The 18,447-nt window shown below is 61.1% G+C and carries 19 protein-coding genes; 8 read left to right on the top strand and 11 right to left on the bottom strand.

The features are described 5' to 3' along the window. On the top strand, positions 1-565 hold a 565-nt coding region (locus tag ACTV8E_RS16145; protein WP_443200179.1), incomplete at its 5' end, for an acetyl-CoA C-acyltransferase. 213 nt (positions 566-778) lie between these two features. On the opposite strand, the gene ACTV8E_RS16140 is transcribed toward ACTV8E_RS16145, so the two are convergent. The 5 genes from ACTV8E_RS16140 to ACTV8E_RS16120 form a co-directional block, all read right to left on the bottom strand. After that, positions 779-1,252: a MaoC family dehydratase gene (locus tag ACTV8E_RS16140; protein ID WP_273537750.1), complete on the bottom strand. Its 474-nt coding sequence runs from the start codon at positions 1,250-1,252 to the stop codon at positions 779-781. 359 nt (positions 1,253-1,611) lie between these two features. Then, entirely contained in the window at positions 1,612-2,706 is a 1,095-nt protein-coding gene (locus ACTV8E_RS16135) for a DUF1513 domain-containing protein (protein WP_251837078.1), read from the bottom strand. A 58-nt stretch (positions 2,707-2,764) separates the two neighbouring features. Further along, positions 2,765-3,820, bottom strand: a complete 1,056-nt coding sequence (locus tag ACTV8E_RS16130) for an imelysin family protein (protein WP_443200178.1) — start codon at positions 3,818-3,820, stop codon at positions 2,765-2,767. A gap of 9 nt (positions 3,821-3,829) precedes the next feature. Beyond that, entirely contained in the window at positions 3,830-5,248 is a 1,419-nt protein-coding gene (locus ACTV8E_RS16125) for a di-heme oxidoreductase family protein (protein ID WP_443200177.1), read from the bottom strand. Positions 5,249-5,375: 127 nt separating this feature from the next. Next, complete coding sequence (locus ACTV8E_RS16120; protein ID WP_443200176.1) at positions 5,376-6,710, bottom strand: imelysin family protein; 1,335 nt, start codon at positions 6,708-6,710, stop codon at positions 5,376-5,378. A 186-nt stretch (positions 6,711-6,896) separates the two neighbouring features. On the opposite strand from ACTV8E_RS16120, the gene ACTV8E_RS16115 reads away from it, so the two are divergent. Then, the gene (locus ACTV8E_RS16115; protein WP_443200175.1) at positions 6,897-7,223 is read left to right on the top strand and encodes a hypothetical protein; all 327 of its coding nucleotides are present in this window, start codon (positions 6,897-6,899) and stop codon (positions 7,221-7,223) included. A 63-nt stretch (positions 7,224-7,286) separates the two neighbouring features. Here ACTV8E_RS16115 and ACTV8E_RS16110 read toward each other — a convergent pair whose 3' ends face one another. From ACTV8E_RS16110 to ACTV8E_RS16100, 3 genes are all read right to left on the bottom strand, one after another. Continuing rightward, positions 7,287-9,341 carry a putative bifunctional diguanylate cyclase/phosphodiesterase gene (locus ACTV8E_RS16110; protein ID WP_443200174.1) on the bottom strand — a complete coding sequence of 685 codons (2,055 nt, stop codon included), beginning with the start codon at positions 9,339-9,341 and terminating at the stop codon, positions 7,287-7,289. A gap of 341 nt (positions 9,342-9,682) precedes the next feature. Next, a complete protein-coding gene (sodB, locus tag ACTV8E_RS16105; protein WP_251837073.1) occupies positions 9,683-10,264 on the bottom strand; it encodes a superoxide dismutase [Fe] in 582 nt (193 codons plus the stop codon). A 237-nt stretch (positions 10,265-10,501) separates the two neighbouring features. Next, positions 10,502-11,104 (bottom strand): LysE/ArgO family amino acid transporter, encoded by a 603-nt coding sequence (locus ACTV8E_RS16100; protein WP_443200184.1) that lies wholly within the window; start codon positions 11,102-11,104, stop codon positions 10,502-10,504. 129 nt (positions 11,105-11,233) lie between these two features. On the opposite strand from ACTV8E_RS16100, the gene ACTV8E_RS16095 reads away from it, so the two are divergent. The 4 genes from ACTV8E_RS16095 to ACTV8E_RS16080 all read left to right on the top strand — a co-directional run bounded on the left by ACTV8E_RS16095 (position 11,234) and on the right by ACTV8E_RS16080 (position 14,749). Then, positions 11,234-12,148, top strand: a complete 915-nt coding sequence (locus ACTV8E_RS16095) for a LysR family transcriptional regulator ArgP (protein ID WP_443200173.1) — start codon at positions 11,234-11,236, stop codon at positions 12,146-12,148. A 131-nt stretch (positions 12,149-12,279) separates the two neighbouring features. After that, on the top strand, positions 12,280-13,149 hold the full coding sequence (locus tag ACTV8E_RS16090; RefSeq protein ID WP_443200172.1) for an ATPase: 870 nt from the start codon (positions 12,280-12,282) through the stop codon (positions 13,147-13,149). A 68-nt stretch (positions 13,150-13,217) separates the two neighbouring features. Beyond that, the gene (locus ACTV8E_RS16085) at positions 13,218-13,859 is read left to right on the top strand and encodes an MBL fold metallo-hydrolase (protein ID WP_443200171.1); all 642 of its coding nucleotides are present in this window, start codon (positions 13,218-13,220) and stop codon (positions 13,857-13,859) included. Between the two features lie 227 nt (positions 13,860-14,086). After that, positions 14,087-14,749, top strand: coding sequence for an OmpA family protein (locus tag ACTV8E_RS16080; protein ID WP_273537765.1), 663 nt, complete (start codon positions 14,087-14,089; stop codon positions 14,747-14,749). Positions 14,750-14,816: 67 nt separating this feature from the next. On the opposite strand, the gene ACTV8E_RS16075 is transcribed toward ACTV8E_RS16080, so the two are convergent. The 3 genes from ACTV8E_RS16075 to ACTV8E_RS16065 all read right to left on the bottom strand — a co-directional run bounded on the left by ACTV8E_RS16075 (position 14,817) and on the right by ACTV8E_RS16065 (position 17,351). Then, positions 14,817-15,731, bottom strand: coding sequence for an acyltransferase (locus ACTV8E_RS16075; protein WP_443200170.1), 915 nt, complete (start codon positions 15,729-15,731; stop codon positions 14,817-14,819). A 145-nt stretch (positions 15,732-15,876) separates the two neighbouring features. After that, positions 15,877-17,067, bottom strand: coding sequence for an acetate kinase (locus tag ACTV8E_RS16070; protein ID WP_443200169.1), 1,191 nt, complete (start codon positions 17,065-17,067; stop codon positions 15,877-15,879). Further along, complete coding sequence (locus ACTV8E_RS16065) at positions 17,067-17,351, bottom strand: DUF3565 domain-containing protein (RefSeq protein ID WP_443200168.1); 285 nt, start codon at positions 17,349-17,351, stop codon at positions 17,067-17,069. The genes ACTV8E_RS16070 and ACTV8E_RS16065 overlap by 1 nt, the downstream gene beginning before the upstream one ends. A gap of 13 nt (positions 17,352-17,364) precedes the next feature. Between ACTV8E_RS16065 and ACTV8E_RS16060 the strand changes: the two genes are divergently transcribed. Beyond that, positions 17,365-17,850: an FKBP-type peptidyl-prolyl cis-trans isomerase gene (locus ACTV8E_RS16060; protein ID WP_251837065.1), complete on the top strand. Its 486-nt coding sequence runs from the start codon at positions 17,365-17,367 to the stop codon at positions 17,848-17,850. Between the two features lie 89 nt (positions 17,851-17,939). Beyond that, positions 17,940-18,422 (top strand): glutathione peroxidase, encoded by a 483-nt coding sequence (locus tag ACTV8E_RS16055; RefSeq protein ID WP_251837064.1) that lies wholly within the window; start codon positions 17,940-17,942, stop codon positions 18,420-18,422. Positions 18,423-18,447: the final 25 nt, after the last annotated feature.

The following is an 18,447-nucleotide window of genomic DNA, read 5'->3' as shown; positions in this document are numbered from 1 at the left end:
CCAGCGCAAGGGCGAACCGCTGGCTTTTGTCCTCGACGAGCAGCCGCGCGCCGGTACCACCGCCGAGTCGCTGGGCACACTCAAACCGGCGTTCAAGCAGGACGGCAGCGTCACCGCCGGCAACGCGTCCAGCCTCAACGACGGCGCCGCCGCCGTGCTGCTGATGAGCGCGGCCAAAGCCAAGGCGCTACGCCTGCCGGTGCTGGCGCGCATTGCCGGCTACGCCAGTGCGGGGGTTGACCCGGCGATCATGGGCATCGGCCCGGTGGACGCCACCCGTCGCGTGCTGTTCAAGGCCGGTTGGGACCTCGAGCAACTCGACCTGATCGAGGCCAACGAAGCCTTCGCCGCGCAGGCGCTGGCGGTGGGCCGGGAGCTGCGCTGGGACGCCGCCAAGGTCAACGTCAACGGCGGGGCGATTGCCCTCGGCCACCCGATCGGCGCCTCCGGCTGTCGGATTCTGGTCACCCTGCTGCATGAACTGATTCGCCGCGACGCCAGCAAGGGGCTGGCCACGCTGTGCATCGGCGGCGGTCAGGGCGTGGCGCTGGCTGTAGAGCACTGAACTACTGTTGAGGGTGCCGTTCGGATGGCTTGGGAGGGTGTGTAGGCGCCAGCTTGCTGGCGATTGGCGACGTTATTGCAACGCATCGCCCAAGCTGGCTCCTACAGAGTGCTCAGTCGACGGCTGCTCAGAAACCAAAACGCCACGTCCTGCGACGTGGCGTTTTTTATTTCTTTTCTGCTGCCCAGTCGGTGCAGCAAGAAAGGCGGAGGGTTAGCGCCCAGCCGGCAGGAAGATATAGCGGCTCAAGGTATCGACCACGCAACCGGGGCGCTCGGAGCCTTCGATCTCGACGGTGACGCGCACGGCGAGTTGCACGCCGTTACCCTCCACCGGCTCGGCCTTTTGGATCACACCATGGCCGCGAACGCGGGCGCCGACCTTGACGGGGGCCGGGAAACGCACCTTGTCGCATCCGTAATTAACGCCCATGAGCAGGTTGTCGACGCGCAGCAACTGCATGATGAATTGGCTGGCCAATGACTGGGTCAGGTAGCCATGGGCGATGCAGCCGCCAAACGGGGTCTGTGCGGCGCGCACCGGGTCGGTGTGGATCCACTGGTGGTCACCGGTCGCTTCGGCGAACAGGTTGACGCGCTCCTGGGTCATTTCCAGCCAGTCGGTATGGCCCAGATCCAGGCCCGCAGCGGCGATCAACTCTTCGGCAGTGGTGAAAATAGCAGTCATGAAAAGGTTTCCTTACGCTTTGACAAAACTGTTAAGAGTCACAGGCTAGACGCTGTTGGCAAAGGTGCAATCCAGGCGCGGAAATTCTTCAGCGGCACACAGCGTAGGAGCGCGTAAGACGGCGTTGAGCGTATCGCGGTGGATAGTGATGGGTATCGGCGCGATGCCAGCGAGCTGCCGCGCCCAAGGCTACCTACGCATCAGGCATGCAAACGGTAGGGGCGAATTCATTCGCCTGGCGCACAACCTACAAGCCACGCAATGGCTGCGACGAACGCCGAAGCTTCAAGCCGCTTGGTTCGTCGTCCCCTCGCAGTATCGGATGGCTCGGTGTTCGGCGAATGAATTCGCCCCTACATTCAGGCCAGACGCAAATGGTTGTCCCAGAGCCCGGCCGGCAGCTGAAGGGGTTCGGTGAGGATTTTCGGTCCCCGGCAATCATAGTGGCGGCAGCGGCCAATGCCGGCGCTGACCACGAAACCATCGCGGCTGGCGGCTACGCCGGCGCAATCGGGCAGGACGGTGTCCAGCAGCAGTTCGCTGCTGTCCAGGTTCCACACATAGAAGCGGTTGCCGCGCGGTGCGGTGATGGCCAGCAGACGCAGTTCGTCGTGGATTGCCACGCTGGCGGTGTACTGGTTCATCACCTGTCGCTGGAGGTCGCCGAGGGGAAAGGGCTGGAACGGCTGGCCGGGGCGTTTGATGGCCACCAGCGGCACGGCGTGTTCGGGGTCGCCTTCGTACTGCTGGCCGGTGACGAGGGTGCCGTCACCGGCCACGGCCATGTGACGCACGCTGTTCATCTGATGCTCAAGGTGCTCCTTGCTGATCAGTTCGCCGGTGCGCGCCATCAACACCAGGCTGGCTTCCATACTGTCGAGATTGAGCATCTGGCGACTGTCGGCCTCGGTGCGGATGCCGCCGTTGGCCACCGCCAGGGTTTCGCCGTCGGGCATCCACAGCAACTGGTGTGGACCGATACCGTGGGTGGGGTGTTCGGCAACGCGCGTTAACTGGTTGTTCTGCAGGCGATAGACACCCAGCAGGCCACGGCCAGGGTCTGAGGTGTCGTTCTCGGTGCTGTAGAAGAATTCGCCGTCTTTATGGAACACGCCATGACCATAGAAATGGCGCTGCGCCGGGCTGGCCAGGGTCTGCAGCAGACGGCCGTCGCGCAGATCAATCAGGTAGCTTTCACGGCTGGGTCGACGACCGACGAACACCGCCAGAGGCAGGCTGGGATGCACTTCCACGTCGTGGCAGCGCTCGTTGACGCGGGTGGCGAAGGCCTGTGTGCCATCCAGGTAATAGCCGACGGCGTAGTGATTGCCGTCGGCATCGTTGCGGGCGGAGAGCATCAGCGGCTGTGTGCCCTGCTTGACCAGGGTCCAGCCACCGAACGCGCCGGCGGCCAGCAGGGCGCTGCCCAGGCCAAGAAAAGTGCGGCGTTGCATAAAGGGTTATGTCCTTGGTGAAACCAAAACAGATTGCGTGCTATCGGCGTTATTGGACTCAATCGCCGTCATGGGCGTTGAAACCCATCTGGATGCCGAGGGCCTTGGCCAGTTCGCCTTCCTGCAGGCGATGCAGACGGTTGAGGCTGTCGTACAAGGCGTTCAGTTCTTCGCGTCCGCTCTCACTGGTGAGCAGCTCACCCAAGGGCTGCTGCAGTGCGGCGAGGCGCTGGCGGGTGTCGGTGTAGGCGAAGCTCACGCGTTCGGCCAGATCGTGCTGATGACTGCCCAGCAGGCTGCGCAGGCCATTCTTATCGCCACCGAGCCAGAGCTGTTCGGCGCTGGCCAGGGCGGCGCCGAGGTTGGCCAGGCTGGTGTCGCTGCGCCAACCTTCGGCCTGGAACGGCTGCGGTATGCCCTTGCTCAGGCGACCCATGGGCGTGCCGAGTTTCTTCTTCAGGCCATCGATGGCCGAGACCTGGGTGCGCAGCAGGTCGGCGACGGCTTCCTGGGCTTCGGCGTAGCGCGCGTTGGGGAAGGTCTTGAACTGCTCGACCACGTCGGTTTGCCACTGCTCCAGCACGTGGGCACTGAGGGCCTGTTGATGATTGCCGATGGCAACCAGTAGCGGGCAATAACGGGTTTTCTGCGTGGCATCGTTGAGGACGATGTTCGGGTCAAAGAGCAGGTATTCGTAGGCGGTGAGGCCTTGCACCACCACGCTGCCCTTGTCCAGATCGGTCTGGGTCAGCTGGGGCTTGCTGTTGAGCAGGTTTTCCACCTGACGCGCGACCAGGTTCTTCTTGTCCGGCCAGAACTGCACTTGCCAGGCCAGATTGCCTTCGGCCAGCGGGCCAAGCTGCAGGGGGTGCAGGGCGGACCAGCTGCTTTGTGCGCTGAGGTAGGCCTGGCGCGCTTGCGCCAGGTCCTGCGTGCCGGCGCAAAAGGCGCTGGCGCTGTCGGCCAGTTGCTGGTCAGCCGTGGCCCAGGCGCTGTAGGCCGGCAACAAGACCTTGTCGGCCAGGGCCTGGCTGGCCTGGGTGTGCGGGTCTTTGCTGCAGGCGCTGAGGATCAGGCTCAGGCAGATCACGGCAAGCGGGAGAGGACGGAACATGGTGACTCCTTAAAGGGAATTCAGGAACGCCAGCAGGGCGGTGCGCTGGTCGGCATCGAAGGTCAGCACGCGCTGGCGGGCTGCCTCGGCTTCGCCGCCATGCCACAGGATGGCTTCGAGCAGGTTGCGCGCGCGGCCGTCATGGAGAAACTGGGTGTGGCCGTTGACCGTTTCGGTGAGGCCAATGCCCCACAGTGGCGCGGTGCGCCATTCGCGGCCGCTGGCCTGGAATTCCGGACGATGGTCGGCCAAGCCCTCGCCCATGTCGTGCAGCAACAAGTCGGTATAGGGACGAATGGTTTGGTTGGCCAATTCCGGCTCGGCGGCGTCAGCGCCCGTCACGAAGCTGGGGATATGGCAACTCTGGCAGCCGGCCTGATGGAACAGTCGTTTGCCGGCCAATACCTGGGGCGCATCGACCGTACGGCGAGCCGGCACGGCGAGGTTGCGGGTGTAGAACAGCACCTGCTTGAAGATGCTGTCGCTGACTTCCGGATCGCCGCCCTCCGGCGCCGCCAGGCAGTCCTGCTGGGCGGCCGTGCAGGAGGTGCCGGTGAAAATGGAGTTGCTCAGGCCCATGTCGTTGAAAAAGGCATCGGCGTTCTGCTGGGCCAGGCTGGGCTGGCCGGCCTTCCAGCCGAAACGGCCCAGTACGGTCCGCTGGGTGAGCTGGTCGCGCACGCGGTTGGGGCGTCCGGAGATGCCGTCGCCGTTTTTATCTTCCGGATCGGCATGGGCCAGAATCGCCGCTTCGGGAATGGCTTCGAGCAGGCCGAGGCCAATCATCGGTGGCGCAATGCGTACAGAGAACAGCGTCTGCGGGTGCAGGGGGCCGTAGCCGAGCTGGTCGATGTCCAGGCGCGGTTGGCGCAGCTCCACTTCGAAGCCATCGGCGAACTGCACGGGGAAATAGTCGTAGCTAACACGCACCCGCCCTTCGGGCGTCACGCCGGGAATGGCCATGTCCTGTAATTGCCCACCATAAACAGGCTCAGGCACGACACCGTTTTTTTCCACCACCGCCAGGTGCTCGGCGCCGGCGGGGATCGATAAACGCACCAGCATGGACACCGAATGGCTGGCGCCGACAGCTGGCGGGTGACCGCGGCCATCCTTGATGTGACAGTTCTGACAGGCGTTGGTGTTGAACAGCGGTCCCAGGCCATCACGAGCGGTGGTGGAGGCCGGGGCTATCACCCAGGGATTACGGAAGAAACTGTTGCCCACGCTGAAGTCCAGGCGGCGACTGGGCGCCAGGTTGGCTGAAGGCAGTGAGAAGGCATTTACATCGCTGCGCTGCACGGTGGTCGAGCCTGCAGACAGCGCTTCGCCGGGTTCGGCGCGGGTGAAATCCAGATCTGAGGCGTCCCGGCAGGCGGCCAGGAACAGCGTAAAGAGGAGCAAGAAACCGTGGGGCAGGGCGGACATTTACAGCTCCGGTACAGACTCGGGCAAGAATCAGGCAAAGACGAGCATCTGGATGAGTGCTGAGGGTGTGTTGCGGCCAAAAACCCTGCAGGCCGGAAAGCCCGGCCTGCAGGTTGACAAACGGCAATCAGAATTCGTGATCGGCGGTGTCCGGGTTGAGGTCGCCGATGCCCAGCTTGGCGGCGGCCTGTTCGATCGAGGTGGTCTGCTTGACCAGGGCGGCGATGGCGTCGCGGATCAGTTGCTGGCCTTCGGTATTGTCAGCGGCGATCAACTGGTCGTAGTGCACGCCGTTGTCGGCGCTGTCCACCAGGGCCTGCAGTTTGGCTTCGGTGGTGGCCAGGTCGGCTTGCAGCGCGGCGTCGGTGGCGGCGTCAGCCATGACCACCAGGGAGGACAGGCTCGGGCCGGACAGGGTGCTGCCGTCGACCTTGCGGTATTCGCCCAGGTAAATGTTGCGGATGCCCTTGCCATTGTAGAAGTGCGAGTTGTGGGTGTTGTCGCTGAAGCAGTCGTGCTCGTCTTCGGTGGAGTTGGCTTCCAGGGAGACTTTCATGCGCTCGCCGGCCAGTTCGCCCAGGGACAGGCTGCCCATGCCGAAGAACATCTTGCGCAGGCCATTCTCGGCGGATTCGGCTTCCAGGCTGGCGCGGTAGTTGTCGGCGTCGTTGGGTTGCCACTGGGCAACCATTTCGTCCAGGTCGGCGACCAGCAGGTCGGTGGCCGCCTTCAGGTAGGCGCGGCGGCGCTCGTTATTCCCGCCGGTGGCGTCTGCACCGACCATGAAGTCGCTGGCGGGGCGCTGACCTGCGCCGGCATTGGTGCCGTTGAGGTCCTGGCCCCAGAGCAGAAATTCGATGGCGTGGTAACCGGTGGCGACGTTGGCCTCGGAACCGCCCAGTTCATTCAGGCTGGCCAGCAGTTCGCCGGTGATTTCACTGGCATCGAGCTGTTCTTCCCCCACCTGGATCTGGGTGTTGGCAATGATGTTGGCGGTGGCGCCGGGGTTGCCCAGGGCGTGCTGGTAATCCTCGACCACGTAGTCGATCAGGCCTTCATCCAGCGGCCAGGCGTTGACCTGGCCTTCCCAGTCGTCAACGTTGGGGTTGCCGAAGCGGAACACTTCGGTCTGCATGTAGGGCACGCGGGCGGCTACCCAGGCGTCTTTTGCAGCTTGCAGAGTGGCGTCGTTGGGCGTGGCGAGGAAAGCATCGATAGCAGTCTGCAGGGTTTTCGCCGTACTGGCGGCGTCGCTGAAGATCGCGTAGGCCATATCCGCGTAATGGCTGACCACGGCCTTGGCGGTGGCCTGGTCCAGTTGGCTCGTTTGCGCGGGGGCGGATTGTTCAACACTGGCTGCCGGCGTGCTGGCAGTGGTCGTCTCGTTGTTATTGTCGCCGCAGCCTGCCAGGGCGATGGCAAGGGCGAGCAGGCTGGCGGAGGCCAGGGGAGTACGGAGCATGGGCGAAATCCTTTGCGTTCGAGAGAGGAAGCCAGAAGGGGTACAGGCAAACCGACAACATAATGCGAAAGATTTGCATTAAGCGAAAGGGGCGCTGCGATAAAAAACTCGCGAGAGTGGTCAACCCCCCGTTTTGGTGTGCGGCATAGAATCCGCTTCTTTTCTCGTATCGGTTCCAGAGGCTGTATGAATTCGAGTCTGACGGTGGCGATAGTCCTGGTCGTGGCAAAAAAGGATTTCGCCGGCCTGCTGCGCCGTTTCGACGGCAATCTCAATGGCCGGCTGGATGACGCCGAGTGGCAACGGGTGCAGATAGCCGCCCAGATGGAGGCCAAGCAGCGATATCGGCAGGCCACCTCGTGTGCTGACTGGCATCGGCTCTACAAACCTGGCGAGGCGCAGTCATTCATTTTGTCTAGTAGCGGCAAGGAAGGGGCGGTTCGGCATCTGCGTGGACAGGCGCTCCTGAGCGCCTTGGTGTGCCTGACAGGTAGGTGCGTAAGGCCGTGCTGATCAATCAGGGGCTATAAGCGCTCGCGGGCACGCAGGTGTGTCGCATATGGCTGCTTGCCAGGTTCAGCCGTTGACGAACGCGTGGGGGTTCTTGCCGAGCACGCGGGCCTGGTGCAGAAAGGCGGTCAGATCGGCGGCGGCCAGCGGTTTGCTGTAGAAATAACCCTGCCCTTCATCGCATCCCTGCTCAATGACGTAACGCTCTTGGGCGGACGTTTCCACGCCTTCGGCAATCACCTGCATGCCGAGGTTGCGTGCGAGCTGAATGATCGTGCGGACGATGGTCGCATCGTCTGCATCCTCGCTCAGGTCTCGCACAAAACTCCGGTCGATCTTGATCTTGTCCAGCGGCAGGCTCTTGAGGTAACTGAGCGATGAATAACCGGTGCCGAAATCGTCGATGGCAATCAACGCACCGGCGCGACGCAGGCTGAGCAGGTTCTGGGCGGCGGTGCCGATGTCTTCCATCAATCCTGTTTCGGTGATTTCGAGTTCCAGACTGCCGGCGGGCAGGCGGTAATAGCGCAGCAGTTGATCCACTTGGCTCGGCAGGTTGGCATGGTGCAATTGCACGGTGGACAGGTTGACCGCCATGCGTAAATTGTCGAACCCCTGATCGTGCCATTCGCGCAACTGGCGGCAGGCTTCGTCCAGCACCCAGGCGCCGATGCTCAGGATGCAACGACTTTGTTCGGCGATGGGAATGAAAAAATCAGGCGCAATGGCGCCATGCACAGGGTGAGTCCAGCGCAATAGGACTTCGACACCACACACGGCCCGGTCGGGATAATTCAGTTGCGGTTGGTAAACCAGGTGCAATTGTCCCAATTCCTGGGCGTGGAGCAGGTCCTTGTTCAGCTCGCGCCGGTGGCGTATTTCTCGATCGACACTGGCGATATAGAACTGATAGCGGTTCCGCGAGCGGCGCTTGGCCAGGGTCATGGTCTGTTCGGCTTTTTGCAGCAGTTCTTCGGCGTTGTTGCTGTCGTTGGGGAACAGGGTGATGCCAAAGGTGGCATGCAGCCGAATGGGTTGACCGTCCAGGACGAAAGGGGTGTCGAGCCCATCGAGAATCCTTTGTGCCAGTTCAGCCGCTTCATAGGGCTGGCTGATATCGATCTGGATCATGGCGAACTGGTCACTGCCCAGCCGGGACAGGCAGCCGGGCTGTAGGCAGTAGCCGCGCAAATAGTCAGCCAGGGCCAGCAGCAGGCGATCACCGGTGTGATAGCTGAAGCGTTCATTGATCTCGTGAAAATCATCCAGGCCTAGGCAGAGCACGGCAACCATCCGCTGGCGGCGCTTGGCGTCGTTGAGCTGTTGCTGGAGTTCGGCTTGCAGCAACTGCCGATTGGGCAGGCCGGTGAGGTAATCGTAGAGGGCAATGTGGTGCAGGTCGGCTTCGGCTTCACGCCGCAATGGGGTGTGGCGATCGATCCCGCTGAGCGGGTGCTCGGAGGTGGTTATCCAATGGGCCGGTTGATTGTGCTGATGGTCCTCGAGCGTGGTGAGTCGATGCTCGCCGGAACTGTCTTGCTTGATGTGCACCCGATTGCGGAAACTTCGCTGCAGGGGGTTGAACTGCCGGAAGATCACGTAGAGCAGCAACGTCAAACCCAGGGAGCCAAGAACGCCGGTCAGGAGAGTCATCAGCGAAGCGTGGATGAGCGTGCGCCCATACGAAGCGGTATCCAGCGTCAGGCTCAGGATGCCCTGAGGAGGCTGAACGGGTTCGCTCAGAGGGCTGGCAAAGGAATGCGTGGGCCCGAGCAGCCTGTCGGTCAGGGCGCGCTGGGTCGTTTGCTGCAGGGCGCGACTACGTTCGGCCAGCGGCGGTTCTCCGGCCTGGCCCAGGGATGCGAAATGTGTGGCCTCGTCCTGGAACATGCCTTCTATCACCCACTCTGCCATCTCCCTGTCCAAGCTATGCAGCGCTTGCGTGGAGGAGGCGCGGAACATGTCAAGAATGCGGGTGGCATCCTGGTCGATTGCCTGACGGGTCTGGTGGATCTGGTAGAGGATCTGCCCGCAGCTCACCACCAGGCTGACGGTCAATGCGGCTAGCAGCACGACCCAGAGCAGCTTGAGCGACAAGCTGTGTTTGTGTTCCTGCATCAAAAGGCGAATTCCTTGAGCGGCCTGGACAGTCCTGGTTGCCGGTGAGTTGCCCTGTTGGAACAGGTTCCGGCAGGAGTCCAGAACGCGTGCGCTTGAGTAAGGCGTCTTACTGCGTGGCTTCTACTGCTCTGTGTCGGATGGTGAGTCGAAGACTTTAGGAAAATGCCGAAAAGGTCCGGGGTAAGTGTGCGGTTCATCACAGTTGCAAGGGGGCAGGCCCGTGGCGTGAAAAAGCGGCTGATGGTAGCGCCTGGATTTGCATCTTTGGAAACAAAAACGCCCCGCTCTAAGGCGGGGCGTCAATACTGTGCACCAAGTCAGGCTTGATGTACGGCCTGGCTTCAGGCAGCGAAGTTGCTGGCCACGAAGTCCCAGTTGACCAGGTTCCAGAACGACTCGACGTACTTCGGGCGAGCGTTGCGGTAGTCAATGTAGTAGGCGTGTTCCCAGACGTCGCAGGTCAGCAGCGGGGTGTCACCGCTGGTCATCGGGTTGCCTGCGCCAATGGTGCTGGCCAGGGCCAGGGAGCCGTCCGCCTTCTTCACCAGCCAGCCCCAGCCGGAACCGAAGGTGCCGATGGAAACCTTGCTGAACTCTTCCTTGAACTTGTCGAAGGAGCCGAAGGAAGCGTTGATGGCGTCGGCCAGCGCGCCAGTCGGCTGACCACCACCGTTGGGCTTCATGCAGTGCCAATAGAAGGTGTGGTTCCACACCTGGGCGGCATTGTTGAAGATGCCACCGGAGGAGGTCTTGATGATCTCTTCCAGAGACTTGCCTTCGAACTCGGTGCCCGGAATCAGGTTGTTCAGGTTCACCACGTAGGTGTTGTGGTGCTTGCCGTAGTGATATTCCAGCGTCTCGGCAGAGATGTGCGGCTCGAGGGCGTTCTGTGCGTACGGCAGAGCAGGCAATTCAAAAGCCATGGAAGGTTCTCCTTTGTTTCATCAGGGCAAGGCAGGCGGCCGGCAGTGGATCGCTGGCGGTTGACTGGGAGTTTGTACTCCCTTGCTGCGAAGACGGGATCATAGCACCGCGGCTCAGGCTTAGCCACGCGGCATCCTGCAAGAGGGCCGGTGCCAGAGCCTTTACGAAACGGTGCGGCCTGCGGTTGGCCGGCGCACGGGCAGTGAGTGAATTGCATGTCGCGCTGGCTGTTAGCCTCAGGTGTTGAGCAGCAATTGCACGGCTATGGTGTACATCATGATGGCCACTGCCAGATCGATGAGTCGCCAGGTGAGCGGTCGGGCCAGCCAAGGAGCAAGCCAGGCTGCACCGAGGGCCAAGGTGAAAAACCACAGCAGCGAAGCGCTGGCGGCGCCGATTACATACGCACCCGGCATCGGCTGCTGAGCGCCAAGCGAACCGATCAGCAGCACGGTATCGAGATAGACGTGGGGGTTAAGCAGGGTTACGGCCAGCGCGGCGAGCATTACAGCCTGAAGGGAACGCGGAGCGTTTCTTGTTGTCTGTAGCCCGCCTTGCGGGCGCAAGGCTCGATAAAGGGCCTGGCTGCCATAAAACAGCAGAAAGGCCGCGCCACCCCAGCGAGCGAAACTCAGCCAGAGTGGGTTCTGCGTCAGCAGCGTGGCCAGGCCGAATACCCCAGCGGCAACCAGCAAGGCATCGCAGATCACACATAGCGCCGCCACCGGTAAGTGATGCTCGCGCCGCAGACTCTGAGCCAGAACGAAGGCGTTTTGCGCACCTATGGCCATGATCAGCCCTGCGGCAATCAGCAGACCATTGACATAGCTTTGCCACAAAGGAGTGTTCATGGAGATCAACTTTTGGTTGGTAAAGGCTTGGGTAAGCGGAACTTGATGCAGATTCTGACCTTCCGTTTTATATAAGGAAAATGAATCTTGCTGATGGCTCATTAGGAGATCTAATTTTTGTTTGATTATAAATTGTTGGCCGCCCTGGGTGCCGTTGTGGAGCAGGGTGGCTTTGACCGCGCCGCTCAGGTCCTGGGGCTGTCGCAATCGGCCGTGTCGCAGCGCATCAAATTATTAGAGACCCGAGTCGGCCAGCCGGTTCTGATCCGGGCCAATCCCCCCGAACCCACTGAGATGGGACGGCGCCTGCTCAACCATGTGCAGCAAGTCAGGCTGCTGGAAAGTGACCTGGGCGACCTGATTCCCGACCTCGATGAATGCAGTTCGACCCAGCGTTTACGCGTTGCCCTGAACGCCGACAGCCTGGCGACCTGGTGGGCACCGGCCATCGGCGCGTTCAGTGCCCAGCAGCCTCTACTCCTGGACTTACTGGTGGAAGATCAGGATGTCGGCCTCAAGCGCATGCGCGCCGGCGAAGTGGCGGCTTGCCTGTGTGCAGTGGAACGGCCTGTTGCCGGGGCGCGAAGCCTGGCGCTGGGCAGCATGCGTTATCGAGCCCTGGCCAGCGCGGACTTTCTCGAGCGGCACCTTCCCGATGGCGTGTCGTTGCGTGCGTTGACCGGCGTGCCGGCTATCGTGTTTGGACCCGATGACCGCTTGCAGCATCGCTACTTGTCGGCGCTGGGTATCGAGGGTGGCTTTGTCCATCATTTATGTCCGTCCTCGGAGGGCTTCGTACGCCTGATCGAGGCAGGTATAGGTTGGGGGCTGGTGCCCGAGTTGCAGGTGCGTGAATCACTGGCCAGCGGCGCGCTGTGCGAAGTGGTTGCCGACACTCCAGTGGATGTGCCGCTGTATTGGCACCATTGGCGCAACGGTGGTGAATTGCTGAACCGTCTTACCGAGCACCTGGTGCGTACCGTGCCGACCTGGTTGGTCAAAGCCGAACGTAACCTCGCCCGGCGCGGGTGAGTGCGGTCGAGCGGCCTGCTGGACGTTTTTAATGCAATGCGCCTTACTGCACCCTTAGCTGAACTGTTGGCGAGCCGGAGAGCGGGTATACTCGCGGGCTCGCAGCTAAACGTGTCTTTTCAAGGATTTTTATGCGTAACGATGCTTTCGATGATCTGGGTGATCTGCCGAGCCTGACTGCCGAGCCCCGCGAGCGCCGTAGCAAAGCTCTCGTCGCTGCAGAAACGGAGGCCGGGCAGGAACACAAAGAGCCACGAAAGGCAGCTGCCCCGATCCAGCGCAGCCCCGCCACTGGGCTGTTGTGGACGCTATTGCTGGCGGCAGTGCTCGCCTTGGGTGGGCTGGCTTGGTGGAGCCATCAGCAGATCACGCAAATGGCCCAGCAATTGGTTGCCACCCAGGAAAGTTTCGCCCGCATCAGTGAGGAGGCGGCCGGTCGCATTCAGGACATCACGGGCAAGGTGGTCGCCACGGAAAGTACAGTGGCCTCCGGCACCGAGGCCCTGAAGCTGCAAGTGAGCCAGCTGAATGGCAAGCTTGAAGCCATGGGCCGGCAGGTTAAGGTTCAAGCAGCTCAACAGGACAAGCGCATCGAAGCACTGGATAGCCAGTTGAAGGCGCAAGGCGTAGTTGCCGACAAGTTCAATGAGCGCCTCAAGGGATTGGGCGTCGAGCTGGGCACCCTCAAGGGCGCCCTGCCAGGTGAGGTCAAGCGGCTGGAAACCCAGCTGAACGCGCAAGGTGAAGCGCAGAACCAGTTCGGTACGCAGCTCAAGAGTCTGGGTGCCGACCTGCAGGCCCTGAAAAAACAGAACCCGGCGCAAACCATCAAGCGTCTGGAGCAGGAACTGACGTTGTTGCGCAACAAGCTGGAGAGCCAGAGCAGCCCCACCGGAGGGACCGCCGCCGAGTTCGACACCTTCCGCGCGCAGATGACCCGCAACATCAATGCCCTGCAAAGCCAGGTGCAAAACCTGCAGCAACAGCTCAACGCACGTTGATAACCGTGGCGCCCTGCGGAGTTGATCCGCACGGGCGTCGTGGTACGCCATGTCCAGGAGTTTTTTGAATGGCCGTCTCCAGCACACTGATTCGTGAAACCTTTCCCGTCGGCCCTTTGCAGTGCAACTGCACGATCATCGGCGATTCGTTGACTGGTAACGCCATTGTGGTCGATCCGGGCGGCGACCCCGAGCTGATCCTGGCGCGGCTGGACGCGCTGGGGCTGAAGGTCGTCAGCATCATTCATACCCATGCCCACCTCGATCATTTCCTGGCCTCCGGGCAAATGAAGGAAAAGACCGGCGCGACCTTGCACCTGCACAAGGATGACCAGTTTCTCTGGGACAACCTCGAGCTGCAGTGCCAGATGTTCGGCGTACCTTACGTACCGGTACCGGCGCCGGACCATTGGCTAGCCGACGATGAAGCGCTGGCCTGCGGTTGCGGGGTGGCGCTGCATACTCCGGGTCATACACCGGGCTCGATGAGTTTCTGGTTTCCCCAGGACAAACTGCTGATCGCTGGCGACACGCTGTTTCGCCGTGGCATTGGCCGCACTGATCTGTGGGGAGGTGATTACGCCAGCATCGAGCGCTCCATTCGTGAGCGCCTCTATACCCTGGATGAAGACGCCATAGTGGTCACCGGACATGGTCCGGATACTCGCTTGGGGGATGAAATGCGCGAAAACCCCTTCGTGAAAGCCTGAACCCTCGATGGGTTGAGCCGCAGTGCGGTTGCCACAAGGCTCTATTGTGGGCTTTCATCCTCGATCGCCGTTAACTAAGCAGTGCCCGCCTGCAGTTAAAGGTTGTGGTTACAGTGTCGCTGTAATAGACGTCCGGCACTGATAATCTTGCGCGGAACTTCTCTCCTGCCACTGGCTCCAAGGGGCCGGGGCGAGACTCTCAACAGAAAAATCCGAAGGAAGTATCTATGAAGAACTGGCTTAACCTGACCGCTGTTGCCGCCAGCGTCGCACTGCTGGTCGGCTGCACAAACAATCCTTACACCGGTGAGCAGCAAGCCGGCAAGGTGGGTGTTTATGGTGGTCTGGGGGCAGTGGCTGGCGCTGCAATCGGCGCTGCAACGTCGAGCAAGAAGGACCGTACCAAGGGCGCACTGATTGGCGCCGCCGTCGGTGGTGCTGCCGCAGGTGGCTACGGCGCTTATGTGGACAATCAAGAAGCCAAGCTGCGCCAGACCCTGCTGAACTCGGGCGTACAGGTCCAGCGCGACGGCGACAACCTGATCTTGATCATGCCGGGCAACATCACCTTTGCCAGCAGTTCGGCCAATATCACCAGCAGTTTCCACCCGACTCTGGATTCGCTGGTTCTGGTATTCAAAGAGTTCAACAAGAACGGCATCAACATTGTGGGTCACACCGACAGCACCGGTTCGCTGCAGCTGAACCAGAACCTGTCCAACCACCGCGCGCTGAGCGTGGCCAACTACCTGACCACCAAGGGCATCGCCGGGTCGCGTATCTCTGCCTACGGCGTGGGTCCGAACCAGCCGATCGCCAGCAACGCCAACGAAGCTGGCCGCGCGCAGAATCGCCGGGTGGAAATCACCCTGCTGCCGCCGCAGCAATAAGAGTCACATGATAAAAAACCCGCCAATGGCGGGTTTTTTTGTGGGTGCGTTGTTCTCGAAGGGGGTGTTATTTGCTGCCAACGACCGGAAAATCGCGGTGCAACTGTTCCAGTTCGGCGTCCTTTTCTGCCCAGAGTTGATTGACCCACTGCTGGAAGCCTTGGCGATAGGTTTCGTCCTGGTCATAGTTCTGGCCGATGAACTCGGCAGGGATTGGACGCTTGTGGATGCGCATGACCACTCGGGTGATGCGACCACAGAGCAGGTCCCAGAAACTTGGGCGACCATCGGGATAGTGAATGGTCACGTCGATCATTGATTCTAGTTGCTCGCCCATGGCATCCAGCACAAAGGCAATGCCGCCGGCCTTGGGTTTGAGCAGGTGGCGGTAGGGTGACTGCTGCTGGTCATGCTTGGCTGGTGTGAAGCGGGTGCCTTCCAGAAAGTTGAACACCGACACGGGGTTGGTCTTGTAGCGCTCGCATGCCTTGCGCGTAGTAGCCAGGTCCTGGCCCTGCTTGTGAGGGTTCTTGCGCAAGTATTCCTTGCTGTAGCGCTTCATGAACGGGAACTCCAGCGCCCACCAGCACAAGCCAATTACGGGGACCCAAATCAGCTCTTGCTTGAGGAAGAACTTGAGAATGGGCATGCGTCGGTTGAACTGATATTGCAGGACTAGAATGTCCGCCCAGCTCTGATGATTACTGCTGACCAGGTAGGAGTGCACCAAGTCGACCAGGTCGCGCCCTTGCACGTCCCAGCGGGTCGGTTGCACCAGATCCATCCAGAAGCAGTTGATGCCGATCCAGGTTTCCGCGACCCAATGCATGGCGAAGCGCAGCGCGCGTTGTATCGGCGCAAAGGGCAACAGCAGCTTGAGCAAGGACAAGGCAAATAAAGGCCAACACCAGAACAGCGTGTTCAGGATCAGGATCAGCATGGCGATGACGCCACGCAAAGGGGCAGGCAGAAAGCTCAGCATCGGCGGAATTCTCGGAACGTCGAGTTGAAAATGCCGCCAGAGTAACGATTGTTCACTGAACTGCAAGTGCGGTGGTTGACCGCCCGGTCACGCCTCGAGGCATGTTGGTTCCAGGCAAACCGAGTGTCCCCGAAGGTCGTCGAGGTCAGCTATTTAGCAGCGTCAGGGTGTCCAGGGCGATCTGCTTTTCCTCGTTGGTCGGGATCACCAGGATGCGAGGGTATGCAGGGGGATTGATCTCACCCGTCACGCCACCGACGCAGCGGGCATTGGCGACTTTGTCCACGCTCAGGCCGAGCAAGGATAAATAGAAGACTGTTTTACTGCGCACCAGGGGTGAGTTTTCACCGATGCCGCCGGTGAAGATCACGCCGTCCATGCGCGGTAGGGCACAGATCAGCGAGGCCAGCGATTTGGCCAGACGGTAGCAGAACACTTCAATGGCCAGTGTGGCCGCACGATGACCCTGGCTGCGCGCCTGTTCCAGGCTGCGCATGTCGTTTGACAAGCCAGACAGGCCGAGCAGGCCGCTTTCATGGTTGAGCAGACGTTCGATGTCCTCCAGGCTCCAGCCCAGCGTGCGGGCCAGATGGCTGTGCAGGTTGGGGTCGACATCGCCGCTGCGCGTACCCATTACCAGTCCTTCCAGCGGCGTAAGGCCCATGCTGGTGTCGCGGCTTTGGCCGTCCACTACGGCACAGGTGGAGCAGCCATTGCCCAGGTGCGCGGTCAGCCAGCAACTGTCTCCCACCGCCAAGCCGGTAATCTCTGCGGCCCGCTGGCTTACATAGCGGTGGCTGGTGCCGTGAAAACCGTAGCGGCGCACGCCCTGCTCACGGTAGAGCTGCTCTGGGAGGGCGTAACGAAAGGCATGCTCCGGCATGCTCTGGTGAAAAGCGGTGTCGAACACGGCGACCTGGGGCAGTTGTGGATAAAGGTTCAGGGTGGTTTCGATGCCGAGCAGATTTGCCGGATTATGCAGCGGTGCCAGGGTGACCGTGGCGCGAATGGCCTGCAGGGCGGCATCGTCGACCAGGCAGGATTGGGTGAAATGCTCGCCGCCATGCACCACGCGATGGCCGATGCCGTGCAGACGTCCGCCGCAGGCATCGTTGATCATCGGCAATAAATGCTCCAGTGCAATGCGGTGATCGGCACCGGGCAATGCCAGGTGCTCGCGAACGTGACTGCTGCGCCACCAGTGCAGGGTTGCTTCGGGACTGTCCAGGCGTTCGGCCAAGCCGCTGAGCAAGGGCTGGGAGTGCGCCTGGTTTATCAGTGCGAATTTGAGGGAGGAGCTACCGCAGTTGATGACAAGAATATTGCGAGCGCTCATCAGGACTCCTTATCGGTGAGCCGTACCTGCTGACGACACCAACCGCAGTCGAAGGGCTGGCCGAGCTGCTGGCGACGCCGTTCGGCATCCAGCACCCAGGCGCGTGACTGCCAGGGCGGCTGGTGACGTAAATGCTGGGTGTGTCCGCAGGAGAGTAGTGCAATCCAATGGCCGTGCTCATCCTGCTTAAATCCCAGCAGGCGTGGCCATGCCCGCCTGTCTGTGTTCGGGTCGCATTCGGGCTGGGTCACGGGTAAACTTGCGCCCTCCAAATTCTTATGCAAAAGGTCTCACCCCATGCTGATCGCCACTAACAAGGCTGTCTCCATCGACTATACCCTCACCAACGATGCCGGTGAGGTGATTGACAGCTCCGCCGGTGGCGCGCCGCTGGTGTATCTGCACGGTACTGGCAATCTGATCGTCGGCCTGGAAAAAGCCCTGGAGGGCAAGCAGGCCGGTGACGAAGTGAAGGTCGCCATTGAGCCTGAAGAAGCCTACGGCGAATACAGCGCTGAGCTGGTGGCTACTTTGGGTCGTGACATGTTCGAAGGTGTGGAAGAGCTGGAAGTCGGCATGCAGTTCCATGCTTCGGCGCCCGACGGTGGCATGCAGATCGTCACCATCCGCGACATCGATGGCGATAACGTCATCGTCGACGGCAATCACCCGTTGGCCGGACAGCGTCTGCACTTTGATGTGAAGATCGTCGCCGTTCGCGAGGCCAGTCCGGAAGAAATCGCTCACGGTCATATCCACGGCGAGGGTGGCCACCACCACTGAGTTCTACTGCTACGCTGAGACAAGAAAAGGCGTCCAGAGGACGCCTTTTTCATGTCGCGCAATTTGTTGTGTATATAAGGAGTTTTCCCATGAGTGCCTTCCATGACCTTACGTTGCGTGCCTTGGATGGGCAGGAGTTGCCACTCTCTCCTTACAAGGGGCAGGTAATGTTGGTGGTCAATGTCGCCTCCCATTGTGGCCTGACTCCACAGTACGCCGGCCTGGAAACATTGCACCGGCAGTATTGCGAACGGGGATTTTCTGTATTGGGTGTGCCCTGCAATCAATTCGCTGAGCAGGAGCCGGGAAGCGATGAGGAAATCGCTCTTTTTTGCCAACGCAACTATGGGGTCAGTTTCCCCATGAGCAGCAAACTTGAGGTCAACGAGCCGGGTCGGCATCCGTTGTACCGCTTGCTGGCGGGTGAGGGCGCCGAGTTTCCGGGCGACATCACCTGGAATTTCGAGAAGTTTCTCGTCGGGGGCGATGGGCGTGTACTGGCGCGTTTTTCGCCGCGTACCACCCCGGAAGACCCGGCGCTGATCCAGGCGATCGAGAAAGCGCTGGCCTGACGGTATGAGCGCTTGCCAAAAAGGC

Origin of the sequence: Pseudomonas sp. B392_1p, assembly GCF_052245235.1 — a bacterium.
Classification (GTDB): Bacteria; Pseudomonadota; Gammaproteobacteria; order Pseudomonadales; family Pseudomonadaceae; genus Serpens; species Serpens gallinarum.
This window is presented reverse-complemented; position numbering and strand designations above follow the sequence as displayed.